19 protein-coding genes are annotated in these 23,930 nt (G+C 31.2%); 5 read left to right on the forward strand and 14 right to left on the reverse strand.

Features of this window, described 5'->3' with window-relative positions:
• Positions 1–119: 119 nt before the first annotated feature.
• Both N508_RS03585 and N508_RS03590 read right to left on the reverse strand, forming a co-directional pair.
• A complete protein-coding gene (locus tag N508_RS03585; RefSeq protein ID WP_023275035.1) occupies positions 120–1,166 on the reverse strand; it encodes an HD-GYP domain-containing protein in 1,047 nt (348 codons plus the stop codon).
• Positions 1,163–5,314: an ATP-binding protein gene (locus tag N508_RS03590; protein ID WP_023275036.1), complete on the reverse strand. Its 4,152-nt coding sequence runs from the start codon at positions 5,312–5,314 to the stop codon at positions 1,163–1,165. Before N508_RS03590 ends, N508_RS03585 begins: the two co-directional genes overlap by 4 nt.
• 299 nt (positions 5,315–5,613) lie before the next feature.
• On the opposite strand from N508_RS03590, the gene N508_RS03595 reads away from it, so the two are divergent.
• The gene (locus N508_RS03595; protein ID WP_023275037.1) at positions 5,614–5,910 is read left to right on the forward strand and encodes a hypothetical protein; all 297 of its coding nucleotides are present in this window, start codon (positions 5,614–5,616) and stop codon (positions 5,908–5,910) included.
• A gap of 486 nt (positions 5,911–6,396) precedes the next feature.
• Here N508_RS03595 and N508_RS03600 read toward each other — a convergent pair whose 3' ends face one another.
• From N508_RS03600 to N508_RS03615, 4 genes are all read right to left on the reverse strand, one after another.
• Positions 6,397–7,293: an IS3 family transposase gene (locus tag N508_RS03600; protein ID WP_155944386.1), complete on the reverse strand. Its 897-nt coding sequence runs from the start codon at positions 7,291–7,293 to the stop codon at positions 6,397–6,399.
• Entirely contained in the window at positions 7,224–7,781 is a 558-nt protein-coding gene (locus tag N508_RS03605; RefSeq protein WP_023274985.1) for a hypothetical protein, read from the reverse strand. Before N508_RS03605 ends, N508_RS03600 begins: the two co-directional genes overlap by 70 nt.
• 403 nt (positions 7,782–8,184) lie before the next feature.
• On the reverse strand, positions 8,185–11,328 hold the full coding sequence (locus tag N508_RS03610) for an efflux RND transporter permease subunit (RefSeq protein WP_023275039.1): 3,144 nt from the start codon (positions 11,326–11,328) through the stop codon (positions 8,185–8,187).
• Between the two features lie 14 nt (positions 11,329–11,342).
• Positions 11,343–12,512: an efflux RND transporter periplasmic adaptor subunit gene (locus N508_RS03615; protein WP_023275040.1), complete on the reverse strand. Its 1,170-nt coding sequence runs from the start codon at positions 12,510–12,512 to the stop codon at positions 11,343–11,345.
• A 364-nt stretch (positions 12,513–12,876) separates the two neighbouring features.
• Here N508_RS03615 and N508_RS03620 point away from each other — a divergent pair, with 364 nt between their 5' ends.
• Positions 12,877–13,434: a hypothetical protein gene (locus tag N508_RS03620; protein ID WP_023274985.1), complete on the forward strand. Its 558-nt coding sequence runs from the start codon at positions 12,877–12,879 to the stop codon at positions 13,432–13,434.
• Positions 13,365–14,261 (forward strand): IS3 family transposase, encoded by an 897-nt coding sequence (locus N508_RS03625; RefSeq protein ID WP_143815552.1) that lies wholly within the window; start codon positions 13,365–13,367, stop codon positions 14,259–14,261. Before N508_RS03620 ends, N508_RS03625 begins: the two co-directional genes overlap by 70 nt.
• An 80-nt stretch (positions 14,262–14,341) precedes the next feature.
• On the opposite strand, the gene fliQ is transcribed toward N508_RS03625, so the two are convergent.
• From fliQ to N508_RS03660, 7 genes are read right to left on the reverse strand one after another with little or no spacing between them, the layout of a single operon-like run.
• Positions 14,342–14,614, reverse strand: coding sequence for a flagellar biosynthesis protein FliQ (gene fliQ, locus N508_RS03630; protein WP_023275043.1), 273 nt, complete (start codon positions 14,612–14,614; stop codon positions 14,342–14,344).
• 12 nt (positions 14,615–14,626) lie between these two features.
• The gene (fliP, locus tag N508_RS03635) at positions 14,627–15,418 is read right to left on the reverse strand and encodes a flagellar type III secretion system pore protein FliP (protein WP_023275044.1); all 792 of its coding nucleotides are present in this window, start codon (positions 15,416–15,418) and stop codon (positions 14,627–14,629) included.
• A gap of 8 nt (positions 15,419–15,426) precedes the next feature.
• A complete protein-coding gene (locus N508_RS03640; RefSeq protein ID WP_023275045.1) occupies positions 15,427–16,260 on the reverse strand; it encodes a FliO/MopB family protein in 834 nt (277 codons plus the stop codon).
• A complete protein-coding gene (locus tag N508_RS03645) occupies positions 16,253–16,537 on the reverse strand; it encodes a FliM/FliN family flagellar motor switch protein (RefSeq protein WP_023275046.1) in 285 nt (94 codons plus the stop codon). Before N508_RS03645 ends, N508_RS03640 begins: the two co-directional genes overlap by 8 nt.
• An 18-nt stretch (positions 16,538–16,555) precedes the next feature.
• A complete protein-coding gene (locus N508_RS03650) occupies positions 16,556–17,107 on the reverse strand; it encodes a flagellar basal body-associated FliL family protein (protein ID WP_023275047.1) in 552 nt (183 codons plus the stop codon).
• A gap of 24 nt (positions 17,108–17,131) precedes the next feature.
• Entirely contained in the window at positions 17,132–17,845 is a 714-nt protein-coding gene (locus N508_RS03655; RefSeq protein WP_023275048.1) for an OmpA/MotB family protein, read from the reverse strand.
• A gap of 13 nt (positions 17,846–17,858) precedes the next feature.
• Positions 17,859–18,623 (reverse strand): motility protein A, encoded by a 765-nt coding sequence (locus tag N508_RS03660; protein ID WP_023275049.1) that lies wholly within the window; start codon positions 18,621–18,623, stop codon positions 17,859–17,861.
• A 400-nt stretch (positions 18,624–19,023) separates the two neighbouring features.
• Between N508_RS03660 and N508_RS03665 the strand changes: the two genes are divergently transcribed.
• The gene (locus tag N508_RS03665) at positions 19,024–21,273 is read left to right on the forward strand and encodes a phosphate acyltransferase (RefSeq protein ID WP_023275050.1); all 2,250 of its coding nucleotides are present in this window, start codon (positions 19,024–19,026) and stop codon (positions 21,271–21,273) included.
• Between the two features lie 134 nt (positions 21,274–21,407).
• The gene (locus tag N508_RS03670) at positions 21,408–22,382 is read left to right on the forward strand and encodes an asparaginase (RefSeq protein WP_023275051.1); all 975 of its coding nucleotides are present in this window, start codon (positions 21,408–21,410) and stop codon (positions 22,380–22,382) included.
• 192 nt (positions 22,383–22,574) lie between these two features.
• Here the strand turns inward: N508_RS03670 and N508_RS03675 are convergent, their stop codons facing one another.
• Positions 22,575–23,924 carry a lysozyme inhibitor LprI family protein gene (locus tag N508_RS03675; RefSeq protein WP_040636506.1) on the reverse strand — a complete coding sequence of 450 codons (1,350 nt, stop codon included), beginning with the start codon at positions 23,922–23,924 and terminating at the stop codon, positions 22,575–22,577.
• Positions 23,925–23,930 lie beyond the last annotated feature (6 nt).

Genomic DNA, 23,930 nt, shown 5'->3' on the forward strand with positions numbered 1-23,930 from the left:
ATCTTATAAAGTAAATAAAGACGGCTCGTCCTAAGCCTGCTTCCATGTCATATATATAATTTAGATTTTTCGCCTGTAAAATCAGGCTCAAAATGACTGTAATACAAATTATTATCAAGTTATTTTTCAGGCATAAGATTTTTGAAAACAGCTGCTGCATCATCTATTTTTTCAAGGAATTTTTCAATAATTACTGGGTCAAAATGAATACCAGCTTGACTTTTTAAATATTCTACAGCATGCTCTAATGTCCATGAATTTTTATATACTCTTTCAGAAATTAATGCATCAAATACATCTGCAACAGCAACAATTCTGCCATATAAATGTATGCTGTCCCCTTTTAATCCATTAGGATACCCACTGCCATCATATTTTTCATGGTGTGATAAGGCAATAATGGCACCAGCTTCTAAATACTTGCTTTTAGTGCCTGAAAGTATCTCATAACCTTTTGTGGCATGAGTTTTCATTATATTATATTCTTCTTCTGTAAGTTTTGATGATTTATTTAATATGCTGTCTGAAATACCAATTTTACCAACATCATGCAAAGGTGCAGAATAAAGCATTAATTCTATATCTTCATGACTCCCGCCTAAATTTTCCATTATTATAGCAGAATATTTGCCTACTCTTAGAATATGGTTTGCAGTATCTTTATCTTTATATTCTGATGCTCTTGCAAGCAAAAGCAGTGATTCAAGCTCTCTTTCCTTAACAGTTTTTACTGCCTGCTCTATTTCATACTGTAACATATTAGTTTTATTATACAGTTTAAGCCTTGAACCACGAAGACATGCCATATTTTTTAATAATGCCTGCAATATATGACTGCTTAATGGAAGTAAAAAAAAATCTATTACACCAGCATTATATGCCTTGATTTTTTCTTCTTCACTATCAATATCTGTTATTAAGTAGATAAGCAAATCTTCATCATACTTATGCACTTTTGAAACTAAATCAATAAGTTCTGCTCTGCCATCATAGTCAATAAAGAATATATCTATACTGTCGCGGCTCATAATATGCTTCATCACTTCATTAATATCATTAATGTATGAAACACCTATATCTATTGGTATGGCTGCATTTGCTACTATATCCCTGCAATCAGAAAATGTATTATAATATAAAAGATTTAACTTTCTTGTATCTGTCATTTAAAAATCTCAATAGAATGTTTTATTTTATATATAACATCTTTTAGTTCATCAATTAATGAAAAAACATTCTCATTCATACCATCTTCAACATTCTGCTTAATTTTATAAAGCACATTTAAAGCAAGTGTAAACTGATATTTTTCTGACAAGGCAAGCAGTTTATTAATAATATATAATGATGAGCCTTCATTAAACTCACTTACTGCATGTAAGAGAGTTTGAGCATAATGCCATGAAATTTGGCAGTATTCATTCACCGCTGCAGCAATTAATTTATGGTCATCAGATTTAATATACTCTGCAACACCTTTTGCTACATCTTCATTAAACAATATCTGCTCTTTATTTAAATATCTGTTTAATACTACTTCCAGTTTATTTTTTACAATAGGTTTTGCAACAAAATCATCCATTCCAGCATTAATATATTCATCAACATCATCTTCTACTACATTAGCAGTAAGAGCAATAATAGGAACATGAGGCAGTTTCATTTCTCTTTCATAAGCAACTATTTCTCTTGCTGCAGTTAACCCATCTTTTATAGGCATATATACATCCATAAAAATCAAATCATACATGTTTTTCTTATATTTATCTACTGCTATCTGTCCATTTTCTGCTATATCAACTTTAAGCCCCATATTTTTAAGCAAAATTTCTGAAAGCCTGTTATTTACTTCATTATCATCTACAAGCATAATAGAACCAGAGAAAATATTTTTTTCTGTTTTTTTGTTTTTAGCAAGGTATGATTTATTGTAACCAAGTATATCTGACAGCACTGATATAAGTTTTGACATACTAAGGGGTGGAACAAGCGGATACACATTTGTATCACCTAAATCATATATTCTATTATCAAGAGAAGTAATACTGAATATGATAAAAGATTTTTCAGGAAACTCATTTACTACTTTTTTAATAAAGTCATATTCATTATCATCATAACTAATACCAACTATTTTTATATCATCTGGACGAATATCATCTATATTTGTAGTATAGCGAACTTCAACTTTAAGATTTTTAATATATTCTTCATAAAGCTCTTTTGCAGGGCAGTTTTCTTCACATCCTAAAAGTATAATATGTGTATTAGAAAAATCTGTTTTCATTTGTGTATCTTTTCTATCAACAACAGGCAGCTCTAATGTAAAATAAAACTCACTGCCTTTGCCGTATTCACTGTATACATTTAGTGATGAGTGCATAGACTGAGTTAAACTTTTGCATATTGCAAGCCCTAAACCGCTGCCGCCATACTGATGGGTAATAGATGTATCTGGCTGTGAAAAAGCATCCATCATCATTTTCTGCTGCTCTTTTGCTATGCCTATACCATTATCTTTAATAGATATTCTGATTTTGCATTTATCACTGTTTTTTGAAATTACTGTTGCTCTGACTATAACTCTGCCTTTTACATCAGTAAATTTAATAGCATTAGATATAAGGTTAATTATTATCTGCCTGATACGCAGCGGGTCACCTAAAAGATATTTAGGCATATCTATACTAAACAAGCATATTAATAAAATATTTTTATCCATTGCTTTTGTCGCATAAATTGCAACAGAATCTTCAAAAACTTTCCATGAATTAAACTCTATTGATTCCAGCTGCATTTTACCACTTTCAATTTTAGAAAAATCTAATATATCATTAATAATACTAAATAAACCATCTGAACTGGAATTAATAATTTTTAAATATTCTTTTTGTGTAGTATCAAGATTAGTTTCCTTTAATAAATCAATAAATCCCATAATACCATTAAGTGGTATGCGAATTTCATTACTCATATTTACAAAAAATTCACTTTTTGTTTTTTCTGCATCTTTTGCTCGTTTAAGAGCAGCCTGTAACTGCCTATCCTGTTTCTTCCTAAGAGATGCATCTCTTAATATATATAATATACTAAGTTTATCCTGATACATTATTTTAGATATTGATATGTCTACAGGAAATTTTGATTTATCAGAGCGAAGTGCTTCAATTTCTAAAGATTTACCTTCTTGAGTATCTGAAAGAATAACATTTTTATATTCATTTGATATGATATTAGTAATAACAGGCTTGCCTACTAAATCTATATAATCTACTTCAAAAAGTGATTCAAATGATTTATTAACAAGTAAAATATTATTATTTTCATCTGCAATTAATATTGCATCATAAGCTTTAGAAAATATTCTATGAAACATAGATGCACTTTCTTTATAGCTTTTTTCTGCTTCATATCTTTCTGTAACATTTACACCTATTGCAGTTATAAACTGAACAAGATGACCATCTTCAAAATCTCTGCTTGTAAATACAGAAAAAGTCCATTCTATAAAAGCTGTTTTGTCATTCAGCTTTATTTCAGTAATTAAATGAAGTACTTGGGCATCACCAGCTCTAAGCATTGATACAATATATACTATTCTTCGTTGATATTCATCAGGCACTATTTCTTTATAGTTTAATCCTAGTAAATCTAAATCTGGATAAAAATCCTTAATAGCATTATTTGTTCTAATAATTTTATCATTATCATCTATAACAAATATTATAAACCCTTTGGCATCAAGAATACGGGTAATAAAATCTTTTTCTTTTTTTAATTCCTGAGCAATAAGTGCCTTATTAGATATAGTATCTTCTAGCGCCTTTTTTACTTCTTCTGTCTGCTTTTCATTTTCCATTAATATAGTAATCATTGTATCAAAAGATTTTACCAAATCATTAATCTCTTTATAAGAGCCATGCACATCTATTGGTAAACTTTCACCAGAAGCAATAGCCATACAGCTTTTCTGCATCTGTCTGATAGGCTTTGTAATAAAATATGCAAAAGCCGTAGTTACTGTCAGCAGAATAATAAGGACTGGTATAATCATATTACGCATTAATATTTTAATGGGAACTACTTCGCTAATTATTTCACTTAATTCCATGCGGACAAATAACATCCATTTAAGGTTTCCAATATTAACTGGTGAATAATATGTAACAATATCTATTCCATCAACAGTTTTAGAAAAATCATAACCTTTATTTCCTGCATAAGCATCTAATGATGGATTTCTTAAAATTGAACCATAGTAAGCAACTGTGCCAAACTGCTCTACCATATCATAAGCAACAGATGGATTTTTAATATTTTTTAAAAGTGCAAGATAATCCTGCCTGTTTTCAACTAAATACCGCTTATTTGAACGAAACTTATCATTTAAATTTGTAATATAAACATCACCAGTTTTACCTAAACCTTCTTTCTGCCAGTTATTGTTATCTGATAATATTGTGTCTATAAATAAAGATGACAAAACTAAAACAATGCTGCCATAATATTTAGAATCTTTAAATATTGGCGAAATAATAAAAAATGCAGGGTATCCATCTAATGGCATATATGGCTGCATATCTACAAAATAATAATCAGTGCCACCTTCATTTACCATAGAATGAAATTTTGAAATTTGATTTGAAAGACCCTTTATCCAGTGTGATGATATAAGATTATGACCTAAAACAGAGCTTTTTCGTGGAGTAAAAACTATGTCATCATCAGATGACACAAACAATATATTTTCAAATCCTGATGTATCTAAAAGTAGAGAAAAAGTATTAGAAAAATATTCTGACAGCTCTTTATATTTTTTAATAAATGGCTCATTATAATTAATATCTTTCATAGACTCTATGCCTATTTTCTCCATTAAATCCATACATTGAGCAATAATGCCAGAGTTACTTACAGGCACAGCATAATTAGATGATATATTAAGATAATTAAGAATTGGCTTATTGTTATACTGCCCTGCATACTGTTTTGAAAGCTCATTTCTGCATACTTCAACAGTTTCACTGCTGATACCATTTGACAGATTATTATAAGCATTAAATAATTTATCTAAACCATACGCATCTGAATTAGTCTTTAAAAACCTAAGAATAGGATTTTCCATATAGTGAACAGCATTTTGAAGCTGTTTAACTTTTATATTATGAATAATTTCTAAACGGTCAACTCTTGTGTTAATAACATGATTTTTTACTGCAAAATAAACAACAGCCATCATTAGTAATATGGCTATTGCACTTGTTAAAAAGAAACCTAAAAAAAACTTTACAGCAATACTTTTGTTACGCAACATACTATATCCTTATAATGCAATACTAAGCATTATTTTAACCGCTATATTAAACCATATTTATTATATGAAATCAATTAAAAATCTATGCTGATATATACTATTAAAGATATTTAAAACTTTATTTTTAAACTAAATAATCATGTTGCATAAAATGAAACATACATATATATTATAAATGTAAACACTGATTCTCTAATGATGTTAAGTTTATTATTAACTATGTTATACAGTAAAATAACCATTAATTTTTTTAAGTGTATGCCGATAAGTTAATAAACCACTTTGCAGGAGTGTCTAGTATGAATTATGAAGAATATATCACAGATATACAGCAGGCAGCAAAAGAATATTTAAGCACTGGCAATATAATATTTGGTATACTACTGCTTATTGGTATAATTGCAGGTCTTCTTTTCTTTTTTATATATGTAAGAAAAGAATATTATAGAAAACGCTCAGAAATAGATACTTTTCTTATAGAAGACAAGCAGAAAACAGACATTTTTGTTCCCGGTCTTTCTGACAAACAGGAAAGAAATCCACATAAAAAAACATTTTTTGAAAAATTATACAGAAAATTAAACCAAGATGATTAATTTAGATTTTAAAATGATTAAATCTAGAGTTTTTGTAAGTTCAATTATGAATGATATATGTCATACTGAGCCAAAGGCGAAGTATCTTAATAAATTTATATTAAAAAATTCATCCATGAATTTTTTAAACCACACTCTGCCGAAACAAGTTCGGCTATCGCTCACTAAAGACGGCTCGTCCTGAGCCTGATTCCATGTCATATATAATTTAGATTTTTCGCCTGCAAAATCAGGCTCAAAATGACTGTAATATGAGAACTCTAGGTCTTACTGAGCCACGAAGTATCTTAATAAATTTATATTAAAAAATTCATCCATGAATTTTTTAAACCACACTCTGCCAAAACAAGTTCGGCTATCGCTCACTAAAGACGGCTCGTCCTGAGCCTGATTCCATGTCATATATAATTTAGATTTTTCGCCTTTAAAAATCAGGCTCAAAATGACTGTAATATGAGAACTCTGAACTTACCCAAAAATTTTGAACTAAGCCACTAAATAAATTTCTTTTTCCTGTAAAGGTGTAAGTCCATTAGCTTTTATTCTGTAATTATTATAGAAATCAATATATTTTTCAAGTTCATATTTAAACTGTTCTATATTTTTGAATTTGTTAATATAAACCAATTCACATTTTAAAGTAGCAAAGAAACTTTCCATAACAGCATTATCATAGCAGTTGCCACGCCTTGACATACTCTGCTCTATATTATTTTCCTTTAATAACTTTCTAAATTGATTAGCCTGATATAATATACCCTGGTCTGAATGTATCATTAACCCTGTTGTATCTTTTGTTTTATCTATTGCCTGTTTTAAATTATCTATTACCATTTCTTCATTATTATATTTGCTTACACTGTATGCTGTTATTTCTCTGTTATACAAATCCATTATTGCTGATAAATACACCTTTTCATTATTAATTTTTATCTCTGCCACATCTGTTACCCATTTTAAACATGGTTTCTCACTTGTAAAGGCTCTGTTTAATTTATTGCTGCATATATGACTTACTCTGCCTTGTTTATACCTTTTCTTAACCCTGATTATTGATGAAATATTTAATTCCTTCATTAATTTTGCTACTGTCTTCCTGTCATAAGTATAACCCAGTTTCTCTAATGCCTTTGTTATTCTTGGATAGCCGTAAGTCTTGTTAGATTTTTCATATATTTCTAATATATATGCCTTGACTTCTGCATATTTATCTAATGCAGCAGGCTTTTTAACATTATAATAGTAAGTGCTTCTTTTCATATTACTCACAGACAACAGGATATCCAAACTGTAATACAGCCTTAATGCAGTTATTATTTGTGCTTTTTCTGTTGAACTCTCTGTTCCTTTGACTGCATTAAGGCTTCCAGCTTTTTTAAATATGCATTCTCCGCTGACTTGTAATAAAGCTCTTTTTCAAGCTCTGATATTCTCTCTTTTAATTGTCTTACTTCTTCACTATCATCTGATTTAGTGAGTTTAATATCAGTAGAGTTTGAGTGTTTACTCTTTTTACTGTTCGGGATATTCTTATCTGACATATTATCTCCAATAAACTTACTGCAAAACTTATTCCAGTCATATATTACTGATGCTGATGGTATATTAAAATATAGTGCTGTCTGCTCATAACTTAAATTATTTGATGCCTTATAAGTTAACACATTTAATTTAAAATCTCTACTATATTCATTGCGGGTAAAGCTATGATGTAAACTTGATTCGCCTGAATGCTTATATCTGTTATAGATATTACATATTACTCCTTTATGAATTTTACAGCATCTTGATAATTCACTGGCACTCATTATTCCATTTTCTATGACTGTTACTAGATATTTCTTAAACTCATAGCTGTATTTTCTTGCCATATACACTCCTTATATGGTTAGTACAACTTTTTCGGGTAAGTTCACTCTATGTCTTACTGAGCCAAAGGCGAAGTATCTAAAAAATAAATAATTTAAATATATTATACATTACTGCAATATAAATAGTATATATATTATTTCACTGCTGTAATATATGTAATTTAAAGTATATGCTTCATTAAGCTGTTTTCTATAAAGCCTATTTTGTCAGAAAAATATCCCCGCAAAAAAAGAATATCATAATAATATATATTATATAAGTTAAAACATACATTTATCATATTAGTGATTAATTATTTATCAATTATTTCAGTATTATTTTATCATATAAAGCTCTTAAAATGAAAAGAACCCCACTTGTTTCTACAGCAAATGGGGTCTAAATCAAATCATATTTTAAATTTTATTCAAATTCATCTTCTCTTGGTGGGAAAAGTTTTATTGATATCCACATAATCCATTTAAAGAAAAATGGAACAAAAAGCGGCAGTAATATTGTAGCAAATGTCATACCCCCTACAACTGCCCAGCCTAATACATTACGGCTGGCAGCACCTGCACCTGTGCTTAAAGCAAGAGGTATTGTTCCAAAAATAAAGGCAAGAGATGTCATAATAATAGGTCTAAACCTAAGCTGAGCACCAGTGAATGCTGCTTCTTCTAATGAGCAGCCACCTGCCCTGTATTTTTCTACAGCAAACTCTACAATTAAGATTGCATTTTTAGCTGCAAGACCTACAAGTGTTACAAGAGCAACTTGAAAATAAATATCGTTACTGTATCCTTTTAAGAAAGTAGCAAGTCCAGCACCAAGAGCTGCAAACGGAATAGATATAACAACTGCAAACGGAAGCGACCAGCTTTCATACTGAGCTGCTAATATTAAGAATACCATAATCAAAGCAAGAGCAAATACTGTAACTGTGCTGCCAGAAGATTCTCTTTCCTGATAAGACTGACCTGACCACCCTATTGTATAGCCACTTGGAAGAATATTTTTAGCCACTTCTTCAATAGCAGCCATCGCTTCACCTGAGCTGTATCCAACACCATTATTTCCAAAAATTTTAGTAGACGGGAAGTTGTTAAACCGCTCTATAACATAAGCACCACCTTTTTCTGTATATTTCACCATAGTAGAAACAGGCACCATATTACCACTGGCACTGCGAACATAGAGCTTATCCAAATTATTTGGAGTAGAACGATATTCTGCATCGGCCTGTGTATATACTTTATATGACCTGCCAAATAAGTTAAAATCATTTACATAAGCCTGTCCAAAAGTAGAAGAAAGCACAGAAAATATATCAGATATAGAAACACCCATTGCAAGAGCTTTTTCCTTATCAACTTCTAGCTGCAGCTGTGGAGCTGTAATACTCATAGATGTTCTTACACCCTGCACTTCTGGTCTTTGGTTAGCAGCCATTACTATCTGCATAGCATACTCATAAAGTTTTTCAGATGTATCACCTGCCCTGTTTTGTATCCACATTTCAAAACCGCCTGTGGCACTCATCCCCGGAATAGGTGAAGGATTAAAAGCAAAAGTAACACCCTCAGGGGTTACCATACCCATACCATAGATTTTCTTAACAAGTGCATTTGCAGACAAGTCTTCTGTTTTTCTTTTATCCCAGTGGACAAGGTCAATAAATACAGCTCCTGCATTAGGACGGACAGAGCCTGAAAGCATATCAAATCCAGCTAAACTTGTAAATGCTTCAACAGATGGCTCATTTAAAAGTTTATCAGAAAATTCCTGCATATATTTTGCTGTTCTATCCATAGATGTTCCATCTGGAAGCATTGCAACGGATAAAACAACACCTTGGTCTTCCTCTGGAACAAGCCCTGTTGGAATATGAGTGAATAAATATGCTACACCCGCAATCGTTACTCCAAATATGATTATGGCAACTATATTATTTCTTAAAATAAATTTAACACCATGCAGATAGCCCTTTGTCATAAAATCAAAACCTTTATTAAAGCCACGATGTAAAATATGTTTTTCTTCCTTGCCATGTTTTAATAAAAGCATACAAAGAGCTGGTGTAAAAGTTAATGCCACAATACCTGAAATAATAACAGATATAACAATAGTAATGGCAAACTGTTTATACATTACTCCTGCTAAACCGCCCATAAATGCAACTGGGATAAAAACTGCAGATAAAACAAGCACAACAGCAATAACAGGACGAGTTACTTCATGCATTGCCTGAGCTGTTGCTTTTTTAACACTTAAACCAGTAGCCATAAGCCTTTCAACATTTTCTACAACAATGATTGCATCATCTACAACCATACCAATAGCTAAAACCATAGCAAACATTGTTAATATGTTTATAGAGAAGCCTAGTGCATACATACCTGCAAATGTGCCTATAATAGATACTGGCACAGCAAGAGATGGAATTAATGTTGCTCTCCAGTTTTGCAGGAATACATAAACAATTATTATAACTAAAATTAATGCTTCTATAAGTGTTTTTACAACTTCTTTTATGGATACTGTAATAAATTTTGTATTATCAAATATAAAGCTGTGTGTAATCCCTTCAGGAAAATTAAGTGAAAGCTCATCCACTTTAGCCTTTACTGCATCAGCTGTTGCAAGTGCATTTGCATCAGGAGAAAGATATATACCCATAACTGTTGACATAGCTCCATTATAACGAGATTCAACACCGTATGTTTCAGAGCCTAATTCTAATCGGGCAACATCTTTAAGACGCAGAGAGCTTCCATCAGAATTACTTCTAATAATAATTTCTCCAAACTCTTCTGGTGTGCTGTAACGGACAGGCGGAAGCACCTGCCAGTAAACATCAGCTTGATTGCCATCCATTGGTGCAGCACCTAAAGACCCTGCTGCAAACTGAGCATTTTGAGAGCGGATAACATTTGAAACATCATCAGGTATTAAGCCATAATATGCCAGTTTATTAGGATCAAGCCATACACGAATGGAATAATAATCTCTTCCAAAAAGACTTACTTCCCCTACTCCCGGAACTTGTTTTAATTCATCCACAACATTTAATAAAGCATAGTTTGCAAGATAAACTTTACTGTAACTATTATCTGGTGAATTAAGAGATACCAGCATAAGCATAGATGGGTTTCTTTTTGTAACAGTAATACCTAACTGCTGAACTGCAGAAGGAAGTTGAGCAAGAGCTGTCTGCACTTTGTTATTTACATTTATCGTTGCTAAATCAGGGTCTGTTCCTATGGCAAAAGTAACAGTAACACTAACATAGCCGGCACTAGAAGAAACAGAGTTCATATATATCATATCATCAACGCCAAATATCTGGCTTTCCAAAACAGCTGCAACATTTTGAGCGATAGTTTCTGCATCTGCACCATTATAGTTAGCCTGCACATTAACCTGCGGCGGCGTAAGGTTAGGATACCTTTCAATAGGCAGTATTTGTATACATATTAAGCCTACCAGTGTTATAATGATGGATATAACCGTTGCAAAAATAGGTCTTTGAATAAAAAATCCTGCTTTTATTTCTTTATTTTCCATAATAAATACCTGTATTATTTAGCCTGCTGCTGTGGAGCCTGCCCTGCTTTTGACTGCATAGTTTTTGCATCCATAACTAAAGCATTATCACGCATAACTTTATTTGTTCCTTCAACAACAATTTTATCCCCAGCTTTTAACCCATCTAAAACCATAAAATAGTTACCCATATTTATTCCCAGTTCAACAGGTGTAAAATGGGCTCTGTTCTGACCATCAATAACAAGAACAAATTGTTTACCTTGACGCTGTATTATAGATTTCTGCGGAATAACTATTGCATTAGTAAGAGTATATCCATCTAGTGTTGCCCTAACATACTGACCGGGCAGAAGTGCCATATATGGGTTTGGAAATTCTGCTTTAATTTTAATATCACCTGTAGCAGAAGTAATCACTTTATCAAAAAAGATAACTTTGCCAGTTTCAGGATATTTTGTATCATCACCAGTATAAACTGTAGATGATAATTCTTCTGCAGCAGTAACTTTTCCTTCATTTGCTAAAATTCTTAACTGAGTCATAGTTGTTGCAGGAATAGAGAAGTTTACATATATTGGGTTTACCTGATTAATATATGTAAGTGGTGCAGCTGCACTTGTAGAAATCAAATTACCTTCAGTAAAGTTTGCTCTACTTGTGTATCCTGAAACAGGTGCAATAACATTTGTATACCCTAAACGGATTTTAGAATCGCTTAAATTACCTTGAGCTGTTTCTACCTGTGCTTTTGCTGTTTCATAAGCAGCAACTGCTGCATCATAATCTTTTTTACTTATAGAATTAGTTTTATAAAGATTAGAAAACCTATCATAATCAAGTTTTGCTTGAATAAGCTGAGCTTTAGCCATATCAAGATTACCCTTAGCTGCTTTTAATGCTGCTTCATAAGTATCTGGCTCAATAGTAAAAAGTACATCGCCTGCATTTACATACTGACCTTCCTGATATAAACGCTCTCTTAAAATACCACCAACCTGAGCTTTAACTTCAACAGATTTGGAGCCCTCTGTTATACCAACATATTCTACAACAAAAGGAGTATCTTTTTGTTCAACAGTCATTAACTCAACAATAGCAGGTGTTTCTGTTTTTTGAGTCTGCTCCTCTTTTTTACAACCTGAAAAAACAAGAAATGAAAAAATAACTAATGGTATTACTTTTGCAATACGGTTTTTATGCATAATACTCTCCAATACAATTAATCTTTATGCTTATAAATACAAGTCTATATTTAAAACATATTTTTTTTATTTGAGCAATAGAAACTATTATTAATGTGGACACATTTAATAACAATGTTAAATATCACTTCTGTAATTTATTTATACTACAAGACATTATAGAATAATAAAAAGTTCAAAATATTTGACAATATTAAAAGCAATGTTAAAGTCAATTATTGAAAATAGTTAAAATATTTTATCTGTGAATATAAGCTTGATTTATAGTGAAATATAAAAAAGTTAGATAATTTAAATATATTATACACTTCTGTAATATATGAACTTACCCAAAAAAGTTGGACGAGCCATATAAGGAGTGTATATGGCAAGAAAATACAGCTATGAGTTTAAGAAATATCTAGTAACAGTCATAGAAAATGGAATAATGAGTGCCAGTGAATTATCAAGATGCTGTAAAATTCATAAAGGAGTAATATGTAATATCTATAACAGATATAAGCATTCAGGCGAATCAAGTTTACATCATAGCTTTACCCGCAATGAATATAGTAGAGATTTTAAATTAAATGTGTTAACTTATAAGGCATCAAATAATTTAAGTTATGAGCAGACAGCACTATATTTTAATATACCATCAGCATCAGTAATATATGACTGGAATAAGTTTTGCAGTAAGTTTATTGGAGATAATATGTCAGATAAGAATATCCCGAACAGTAAAAAGAGTAAACACTCAAACTCTACTGATATTAAACTCACTAAATCAGATGATAGTGAAGAAGTAAGACAATTAAAAGAGAGAATATCAGAGCTTGAAAAAGAGCTTTATTACAAGTCAGCGGAGAATGCATATTTAAAAAAGCTGGAAGCCTTAATGCAGTCAAAGGAACAGAGAGTTCAACAGAAAAAGCACAAATAATAACTGCATTAAGGCTGTATTACAGTTTGGATATCCTGTTGTCTGTGAGTAATATGAAAAGAAGCACTTACTATTATAATGTTAAAAAGCCTGCTGCATTAGATAAATATGCAGAAGTCAAGACATCTATATTAGAAATATATGAAAAATCTAACAAGACTTATGGTTATCCAAGAATATCAAAGGTATTAGAGAAACTGGGTTATACTTATGACAGGAAGACAGTGTATAAATTGATGAAAGAACTAAAAATTTCATCACTAATCAGGGTTAAGAAAAGGTATAAACAAGGCAGAGTAAGTCATATATGCAGCAATAAATTAAACAGAGCCTTTACAAGTGAGAGACCATGTTTAAAATGGGTAACAGATGTGGCAGAGATAAAAATTAATAATGAAAAGGTGTATTTATCAGCAATAATGGATTTGTATAACAGAGAAATAACAGCATACAGTGTAAGCAAATATAATAATGAAGAAATGGTAATAGATAATTTAAAACAGGCAATAGATAAAACAAAAGATACAACAGGGTTAATGATACATTCAGACCAGGGTATATTATATCAGGCTAATCAATTTAGAAAGTTATTAAAGGAAAATAATATAGAGCAGAGTATGTCAAGGCGTGGCAACTGCTATGATAATGCTGTTATGGAAAGTTTCTTTGCTACTTTAAAATGTGAATTGGTTTATATTAACAAATTCAAAAATATAGAACAGTTTAAATATGAACTTGAAAAATATATTGATTTCTATAATAATTACAGAATAAAAGCTAATGGACTTACACCTTTACAGGAAAAAGAAATTTATTTAGTGGCTTAGTTCAAAATTTTTGGGTAAGTTCAGTATCTAAAAAATAGATAATTTAAATATGTTATACAGAACTTTAATATATATACTTTCTATTTTCCTACATAAGTATTCATATTTTGAATTAATGCAACAGTATATTCCATTAATGTAGAAAGCATCCATGGAAAAGTAACACCTATTAGGACAACCATTACTATAATTTTTGGTATAAATGAAAGTGTCATTTCCTGAATTTGTGTTACTGCCTGAAAAATACTTACTAAAAGACCAACTGCAAGCCCTGCTATAAGAACAGGTGCAGATATAACTAATGCAAGCTCTAAACCTTTTGATACAAGTGATACAGCAATATCAGGGTTCATAATAACCTCCCTTTATACTACATAACTTTTTACAAGTCCTGTAACCAAAAGTGACCAGCCATCAACTAACACAAAAAGCAGTATTTTAAACGGCACAGAAATCATTACAGGAGGCAACATCATCATACCCATAGCTAAAAGCACACTGGATATGACAAAATCTATTATTAAAAATGGTAAAAATATTAAAAAACCTATCTGAAAGGCAACCTGCACTTCACTCATAACAAATGCAGCAACAAGCACTAAATCTGGTATTTCATCTACCGTTTTCGGTCTTTCTGTGCGTGATAAGTCTATAAATAATATTAAATCTTTTTCACGAGTATTTGAAAGCAGAAACTGCCTCATAGGTTTTCTGGCTTCTTCTACTGCCTGTTTAAAAGTTATTTCTTCATTTACATAAGGTGCAAAGGAATTTTTATTTATTTCTGATAAAACAGGGGTCATTATATAGAAAGTAAGCAGTAAAGCCATACCTGTTAATATTTGGCTGGGCGGCATAGTCGCTGTCCCCATAGCTGTTCTCAAAAAAGAAAATACAATAATAATACGAGTAAAACTTGTCATAACCATAATAATAGATGGTGCAAGAGCAAGAATAGTAAATATAAACACTACCTGCAAAGAAAAAGCCACATCCTGAGGTGTTTCAGCACCTTCTACACCAAAACGAAATGTTGGTATAGGTATAGTCTGATTTTGAGCATAGCTTACCCCTGCAAAGCCTAAAAAGGCAATGCCTAAAAACAAACCAAAAAGTAAAGATTTTTTAATTGTTTTTTTCTTTATAAATTTTGCCACAATATCCTCTACAACTGCTTTTTCCTGTTTCTAATAGAGTTAAGTTTTTCTTCTACTATTGCATTACTTGATGTCAAATCATCATCAAGATGTGCTTTTCTTTTAAAAAATGACATATATCCTTTAAAGTCATGTTTTTTTATAAATCCTGAGCGAATTTTAGCAGCTTCTGCCTCATCGCTGATTTTATCAATAACATTCATACCATTATCAGTTATTCCAATAATATATATTACATCACCTATTTCATAGAAATAAAGAGATTTTCTTAAATCTAAATCAACCTTGCCTAAAAGCCTGCCACTGCCGGGAATATCAGAAAAAAGCTGTTTTTTAAAAAATATTTTTAAAACAAAAAATAGTAAAAATATTAATATTACAACAAATATAAGCCCTGAAATCATTTTTACATAGCTGGATGTTGAAGGCATAGATGGGTTTGCAGCAGGCACCAAAGCAGCAGCTGCATTAATTTCAGGCTTTTTTTCAGGAAGTGGAAAAACAATAGAGATTTGCCTGTCTGCTTTATTAACTATTGGCTCTATTATTGTATCTTTAAATTCTATAAAAAAACGCTTTTTATCTTTTGATAAGAGATAAGCACTTTTTATAGGCATATCAAAGTAATTCTGCCTTTCAAATACTATATCTTCAGAAGTATCAAATGTAAATATAATAGTATTGCGTGTTTCATCTGAAAGCTGCTCAAAAGCAGAATAACCTTTTTGAAATGTAAAAACATATTCTGCCCTTTTGTTATCTACATCAGCTTTCAGCTCTGCACAATAACCTTGAAATGCAAATATTGCAAAAAATATGATAAATAAAAGCTTTTTAGCCATACAGCCCATCTTTAAATTTTTCAACAAGCTGTTCTTTTGTTAATATTTCACTTATACGAATACCAAACTTTTCATCAAGCACCATTACTTCCCCATAAGCAAGGGGCTTTTCATTAACAAGGAAGTCAACTGGTTCACCTGAAGTTTTGTTCATGCGTATTATCGTGCCACTTTCCCACCTGAGCATTTCACCAATGGTTACTTTTTTCCTGCCAAGCTCAACACTAACATTAAAAAGAACTTCGCCAAAAATCTCTTTTATTTCTTCCCTAGTCATATATTTACCCTTATAACCCTATCTTTGGACAGTAAATCCTGTAATATATACATTATATAATCTGCCCTTTGCAAGCATAGCATTTATTCTTCTTAAAAATTCATTTTTAAGATTTACTTTACCTTGAGAAGTAGATATTTCTTCATAAGCTTTTGAAGAAAGAATAGTAATAATCATATCTGTAATTCTAGGCATTTTTGTTTCTACTTCTTTATAAAGGTCTGAGTTTTTAGGGTCAAACTCTAAGGCCAGCGTAATAGCAAGATAAGTTATACCAGTAGGGTCTGCTAAATTAACATTTAATGTAGGGATAGGATAAATCTGTCCCATTTCAGCATTTGATACACCCATATCCATTCCGCCGCCCATAGCAGGAGCTGGGGCTGCTGGCACTTGTTGTTGTGCAGCAGCCTGTTCGTCTGTCTCCCCTTTAGGTGCAAGGACAAGCATATATACAACAGCTAATATAACAACAAGCAGCAGTATTGCAATTAAGCCTATTATAATAAACTTTAATTTAGATGATTTTTTCACTACCTGCTGTTCTGTATTTTCATTATCTTCTGGCATAATAACCTCCAAATAAATACTATATTAAAAAGAACTTTTACCTGATTCAGCAAATTCAGGCGTAACCATATTTATTTCAACACGCCTGTTCATACTTCTATTCTGCTCTGTAATATTAGGAAGTATTGGATGATACTGACCATAGCCAGATGCAGAAAGACGAACAGGGTTAAAATTAGCTTTTACAAAATAAGATATTACAGATAATGCTCTATCTGATGATAATCTCCAGTTTAAATCAGGGCTGCCTGTATCATCTGTATGACCTTCTATATTTATATAATATGAAGAATCTTTTACAATATTAATTATTTTATCAAGTATTGGACCAGCCTGTGGCATAAGCTCTGAACTTCCAGGCTTGAAAAGTGCAGAATCTAATATACGGACACTTAAACCTTTATCAGTTTTCACAACTGACACCATACTATCCATATTTTGAGCCTGCATCATTGATTTTATCTGGCTTTCTACCTGTTCTTCTGTTTTAGAAACAGTATCTTTTATAGAGCGTTTTGAAACTATATTCATTTGGCTTAATGGTGTAACACTAGGGTTATTCATAATACCGGAAGAGCCTGCTAATATACCAAAAGACTGCTCTATTTTTACTTTATCAAAATTTGCCATAGATAAAAGTAAAACGAAAAATGTCAAAAGCAGAGTTGTCATATCAGAAAATGTTGTCATCCATTTTGGAGCCCCTTTTGGACATTCTGGGCATTTTTTTTTAGCCAAAACTTACCTCTTATTAATCAAATTGAGATTTACGCTGAGATGGTGGTAAATATGCATTTAATTTCTGCTCTACAATACGCGGGTTGTCTCCTGACTGTATAGCCATAATTCCAGCAAGCATAATTTCTCTTAAATGCTGTTCTTCAATAGAACGGATTTTCATTTTAGTAGCAATCGGTGTAGCAATCATATTCGCTATTAATGAGCCATAAAATGTGGTAAGCAGTGCAACAGCCATTGCAGGACCAATTGCAGCAGGGTCACTCATGTTTAAAAGCATGGCAACAAGTCCAATAAGTGTTCCAATCATACCCATGGCAGGTGCAATATCTATAAAATAACCAACAACTGCAATATTATTATCATGACGCTTTACCATATTTTCAAAATCCATCTCTAAAACAGTGCGGATAACTTCAGGCTCTGTTCCATCAACTGCTAAACGGATACCTTTTTTAAGAAATTCATCTTTCATATTTTCTTCTTCAGATTCAAGAGATAAGATACCATCACGGCGGGCTTTTACTGCAAAATCAACAAGCTGAGAAATAAGATTCTGCTCTGACTGCGGAATATAAATAAATGCTTTAGATGCAGATTTTAAACCAACAATAAGTTTATTAATAGGGTTAGCCGCCATTACAATACCAACAGAACCACCTATAACAATTAAAAAAGAAGGAAAATCAATATACGGCCCAATACCAACCCCAATCACTAATGACCATAATACTAATGCCCATGCAATAACTAAACCTACAATACTTCCTATATCCATCTTCGCTCAATCCCATAAATAAAATAAGTTATACTGCATTACAATAACAAATATTATCATAATTATCAATGACTATTTTTATTTTTACAATTAAAAATGTCTTTTGTCTATATAATTTCTTATATCGGCTTATATTTATTTTATCTTTAATAATTAATCTCACCATTTTATTTACAACTTTATACTGTTTATATATAAAACACCTTTCAAAAAACAAAAAGATTATCATTATACATTATCATATATTCTACTTATTTAAAAAATATCATTTTATATTTATTCATCAAATAGTTACAAAAAATTATCATATAAAATGGGAACGATAAAAACTTTTTTATATTGATTTTTTATTTATTTAAGATAATATTAAAGGTTAATCATCACAAAATCGGAGGACATTGTGAATAAAAAGACTGATTTAGCAGAAAATGCTTTAAATTATCACAGCAGCCCAGTTGCTGGTAAAATAGAAGTTATATCAACAAAACCATGCGATACTCAAGATGAACTGTCACTTGCTTACACTCCTGGTGTTGCAGTTCCCTGTCTTGCAATAAAAGACCTGCCAGAAAATGCTTACAAATATACTGCAAAAGGCAACCTTGTTGCTGTTATATCTAACGGCACAGCAGTTTTAGGTCTTGGAAATATTGGAGCAATGGCAGGAAAACCTGTTATGGAAGGAAAAGGTATACTTTTCAAAAAATTTGCTGATATTGATGTTTTTGACATAGAGTTAAATTCTGAAAATACTGATGACATAATAAAAACATGCCAAATGCTTGAACCTACTTTTGGTGGTATTAATTTAGAAGACATTAAAGCCCCAGAATGTTTTATTATAGAAGAAGAACTTAAACGCACAATGAAAATACCTGTTTTCCATGATGACCAGCATGGAACGGCTATTGTTGGCGGTGCTGCTTTATTAAATGCATTAAAAGCTGCTAATAAAAAAATAAAAGAAGTTAAAGTTGTTATGAATGGTGCTGGTGCATCAGGGCTTGCTATTGCACAGTTAATAGTGAACCTTGGTGTAAAAAAAGAAAACCTTATATTATGTGACACAAATGGGGTAATATATAAAGGCAGAGAAAAAGGCATGAATAAATATAAAGAGAAATTTGCAACTGAAAGTTCATGCAGAACTCTTGCTGAAGCAGTTAATGGAGCTGATGTATTATACGGACTTTCTAAAAAAGGTGCTTTTTCTGATGAAATGATTAAAAGTATGGCACAAAACCCTATTATATTTGCAATGGCTAACCCTGACCCAGAAATCACTCCCGAAGAAGTAAGTAAAATAAGAAATGATGCTATTATGGCAACCGGCAGAAGTGACTACCCTAACCAAATTAATAATGTTATGTGTTTCCCATTTCTTTTTAGAGGTGCATTAGATGTTCGCACAACTATTATTAATGAAGAAATGAAAATAGCAGCAGCTTATGCAATTGCTGAGCTTGCACATACTGCTGTGCCTGATGAAGTAAGTAAAGCATATAATGGAAAAAACTTTACTTTTGGTAAAGAATATATTCTTCCTACACCTTTTGACCCAAGACTTTTAACCGCTGTTAGTATGGCAGTTGCCCGTGCTGCAATGGATACTGGTGTTGCAGAAAAGCCAATAAAAGATTTTGACGAATACAGATTAAGCCTTGAAGCTAGAATGAACCCTGCTAAAAATATGCTTTTATCTGCTTATAAACAGGCTAAAAAAAATAAAGGCAGGATAGGTTTTGCATTTGCTGATAAAGAAGCAGTTTTATCTGCTGCAGCTAAATTTCATGAGCTTAAATTAGGAACAGCATGCCTGATAGGAGATACTAAAAAAATTAAAAAAACTGCTGACATATTAAATATAAGCCTTGAAAATATGGTTATTATTGACCCAGAAACATATAAGGATACTGATAAAATTATACATAAACATTATGAAAAATACTGGAGGTCTGGGCTTACTCAGCAGCAGGCTGCTCAGGAAATAAAACACGGCCATTATAACAGGTTTGCTGGTGCTGTTTTAAATAACGGTGATATAGATGCTTTTGTAGGATATGCTTTAAAAGATTTAGAGACAACTTTAGCTGCTGTTGCAGATACTGTTGATTTAAGTGAAGATTATTACACAGCATCATCTTCTGTGCTGCTTGCAAATAAGCATAAATCACTTATTATTGCAGACCCTGCTCTTTATACAGAACAGGATGAAGAATATTTATCAGAAGTAATTTTACAGACTGCAGATATTTGCAAAGTAGTAGATATTGAGCCAAATATTGCAGTTATATCTAACGGCTGCTTTGGTAAATCTCTTGACAGTGAAGAAATTATGGAAGCAATAAATCTTGCAAAACAAGCTAATCCTAAACTTAAAATAGAGGGTGATTTAGATTTAGAAACAGCTTTAACCCCTGCTCTTGCAAAATCATACCCATACACAAATGCAGATGGTAATGCAAATGTGCTGATATTTAGTAATGCTCAGGCAGCTGATGCTGCAATTAAATCATTAAAATTATTTGGCGGCTTTAAAATATGTGCAAAAGTTATTCAAGGATTTTCTGCACCTGTGCAGATTGCAGAAAATAATGCACTTTCTGAAGAAATATTTAACCTTGCTGTAATTGCAGCTGCAAATATATAGTTTAAATACAATTAATAATTTTGAATATTATAAAGCCCTTTTAAAAGGGCTTTTATTTTGCTGTTATATTATATTCCTGATAAAAAATACAAATTTAAAACATATAAAATAAAGCATTAGCTGGAGAATAATAAATGAAAAAAATATTAATGATTGCAACAGGCGGAACTATTGCCTGCATTCCATCTGATAATGGGCTTATACCAAGTTTATCTGGTAAAGAAATAATAGAGCTTGTGCCTGCATTACAGCATATATGCACTATTGATATTATAAAAATTATGAATATAGACAGCTCTAATTTATCGCCGCATAACTGGATAAGCATGTTAGATACTGTTGAAAAAAATTATAATGACTATGACGGCTTTGTTATTACTCACGGCACTGATACTATGGCTTATTCAGCATCTATGCTGTCTTGTGCCATAAATAACCTTAGCAAACCAATAGTATTTACAGGCTCTCAGCTTCCTATTAAAGTAGAAGGAACTGATGCCTGTAAAAATATACAGGATGCATTTTTATCTGCATGCAGTGATAACTGCGGTGTTTTCCTTGCCTTTAACGGACTTATACATAATGGCGACTGCACAAAAAAAGTATACAGTCAAAATTTTACTGGCTTTTTATCTATTAATCAGGAACCGGCAGGTATTTCTGATAATGAAAAGATTATATGGAATATAGTAAACAAAAAACCAGAAAGCAGCATTTCTTTTAATAAAAATGTATCAGAAAAAGTCTTTGTATTAAAAATGGTGCCATCATTAAAACCTGAAATTATTGATATACTTATTAATATGGGCTATCTAGGTATAATTATAGAAGGATATGGTGCAGGTGGTGTGCCAACAGAAGAATGTGAAAATAATTTTATACCTGCAATACAAAAGGCAATTGAAAACGGTGCTGTGATAGTATGTGCTACACAATGCCTGTATGATGGTGTTCATCTTGATAAATACCCTATGGGAATAATAGCTGAGAGATATGGTGCAATATCCTGCAAAAATATGACTATTGAAAAAACACTTGCAAAACTTATGCTTGGACTAGGCTCTAAAATGAGTTTAAAAGAATTAAAAGAATATATAGAAAATGATTAATAGTGTTCTAAAAATTTCGCAATTTTCATTATAAGAAATTAACTCATACTGAAAGTGATTTATAAGCAAAGTATCTAAAAAATAAGATAATTTAAATATATCATACACTATTGCAATATATACAATTTAGATTTTTCACCTTGAAAAATCAGGCTCAAAATAACTTATATAGAAAATTTTTTAACTCCAATATTACTTAAAACTTATAAGCATATCAATATATGCCTTATATTCCTGCTGTATACACTGTCTGTCTATGCTGCACTGGTTTAAACTATCAAGAAATTTTTCTTTCTGTTTTGCTAATTCCTTGCTTTTTTTAGAATTATTTTTTACATCTCTATATAAAAGATAATACTTTCTGCTGCTTATTTTATCAAGCATTCTTAAAAGAAAACTTTCACATATTATATTCTGCTGCATAGTCATATTATCTCTGCATACAAAAGACGGAGATGAGACAAGTCTGTTAACAACCTGATTTCTTATAAGTGTATATGGCCAGACTGTTTTTCCATTAAAGGTTTTATCTATCTTACTGTATGTAATCTCTGCATAATACGGAGTATCAATATATTGCGGGTTATAATAATTTATTTGAAAAATTTTTTTATCTTCAAAATCCTGCATGCTCAATATAAATGTCTGTTTATTAAAAGGAAATATGTAAAAATTATCTTTATTTAATTTCTGCCCCTTTTTATAATCCCATATAGTCCAGTAGTGGTTTACTTTTGTGCCTTTAATATCAAGCCTAAAATGCTTATTTGTTATAATATCCATATATCCTGCATTTATATAATCTACAAAATATTTTATAATATTACTGCCTGCATAAACTTCCCTGCTGCTGATAATTGTATAGAAATCTGCATTAAATATATCAAAAAGCCCTTTTTCAAAAATAAGTTTATCATAATATCCATTTTCTAATATATTAATAAACTCTTTTGTAATAGATGGATTTTCAGATATATTTGCAATATATGAAAAAAATTTATATCGTTTCTGTCTTTCTTCCCCTTTTATTTCTGGAAAATCGTCCCCACCAAGCCTGAGCCATTCTTTAAAGATTTTCTTTAATTTATCAAGTTCATAAAGACCATCACTGTATATATATGAAAGTCCTGCAGCAAGATATACAAGGCTTGTTTTATCATGGTCTGGCACATTGTCTAAAACTTCCCTTGCTTTTAAAAGTGCCTTGTTCTGCATTATAAGACTGTTTATTTCAGGATAAACCATTGCAGACATTTCTGTAATATTTGTCTGAATTTTATAGTTTTTGATAAAATTGATTACTTCATCTCTTAATATGCGGGAAGTATATATCCCAAAATTTTTATAAATAAATTCATCATAATATGTTATATCAATTTTAGAAGATAATTCCTGCCAAAGCTGGTTATAATTATTTATATAACTGTAATCTTTGATAATATACCGTGATGAATACTCTTCTTCTGGATAATATATCTGCTCATATCCATAAGCACTATGAAAAAGCATAAAAAAGAATATTGACAGTAAACACTTTTTCATAAAATC

The organism is Mucispirillum schaedleri ASF457 (assembly GCF_000487995.2).
GTDB classification, from domain to species: Bacteria; Chrysiogenota; Deferribacteres; order Deferribacterales; family Mucispirillaceae; genus Mucispirillum; species Mucispirillum schaedleri.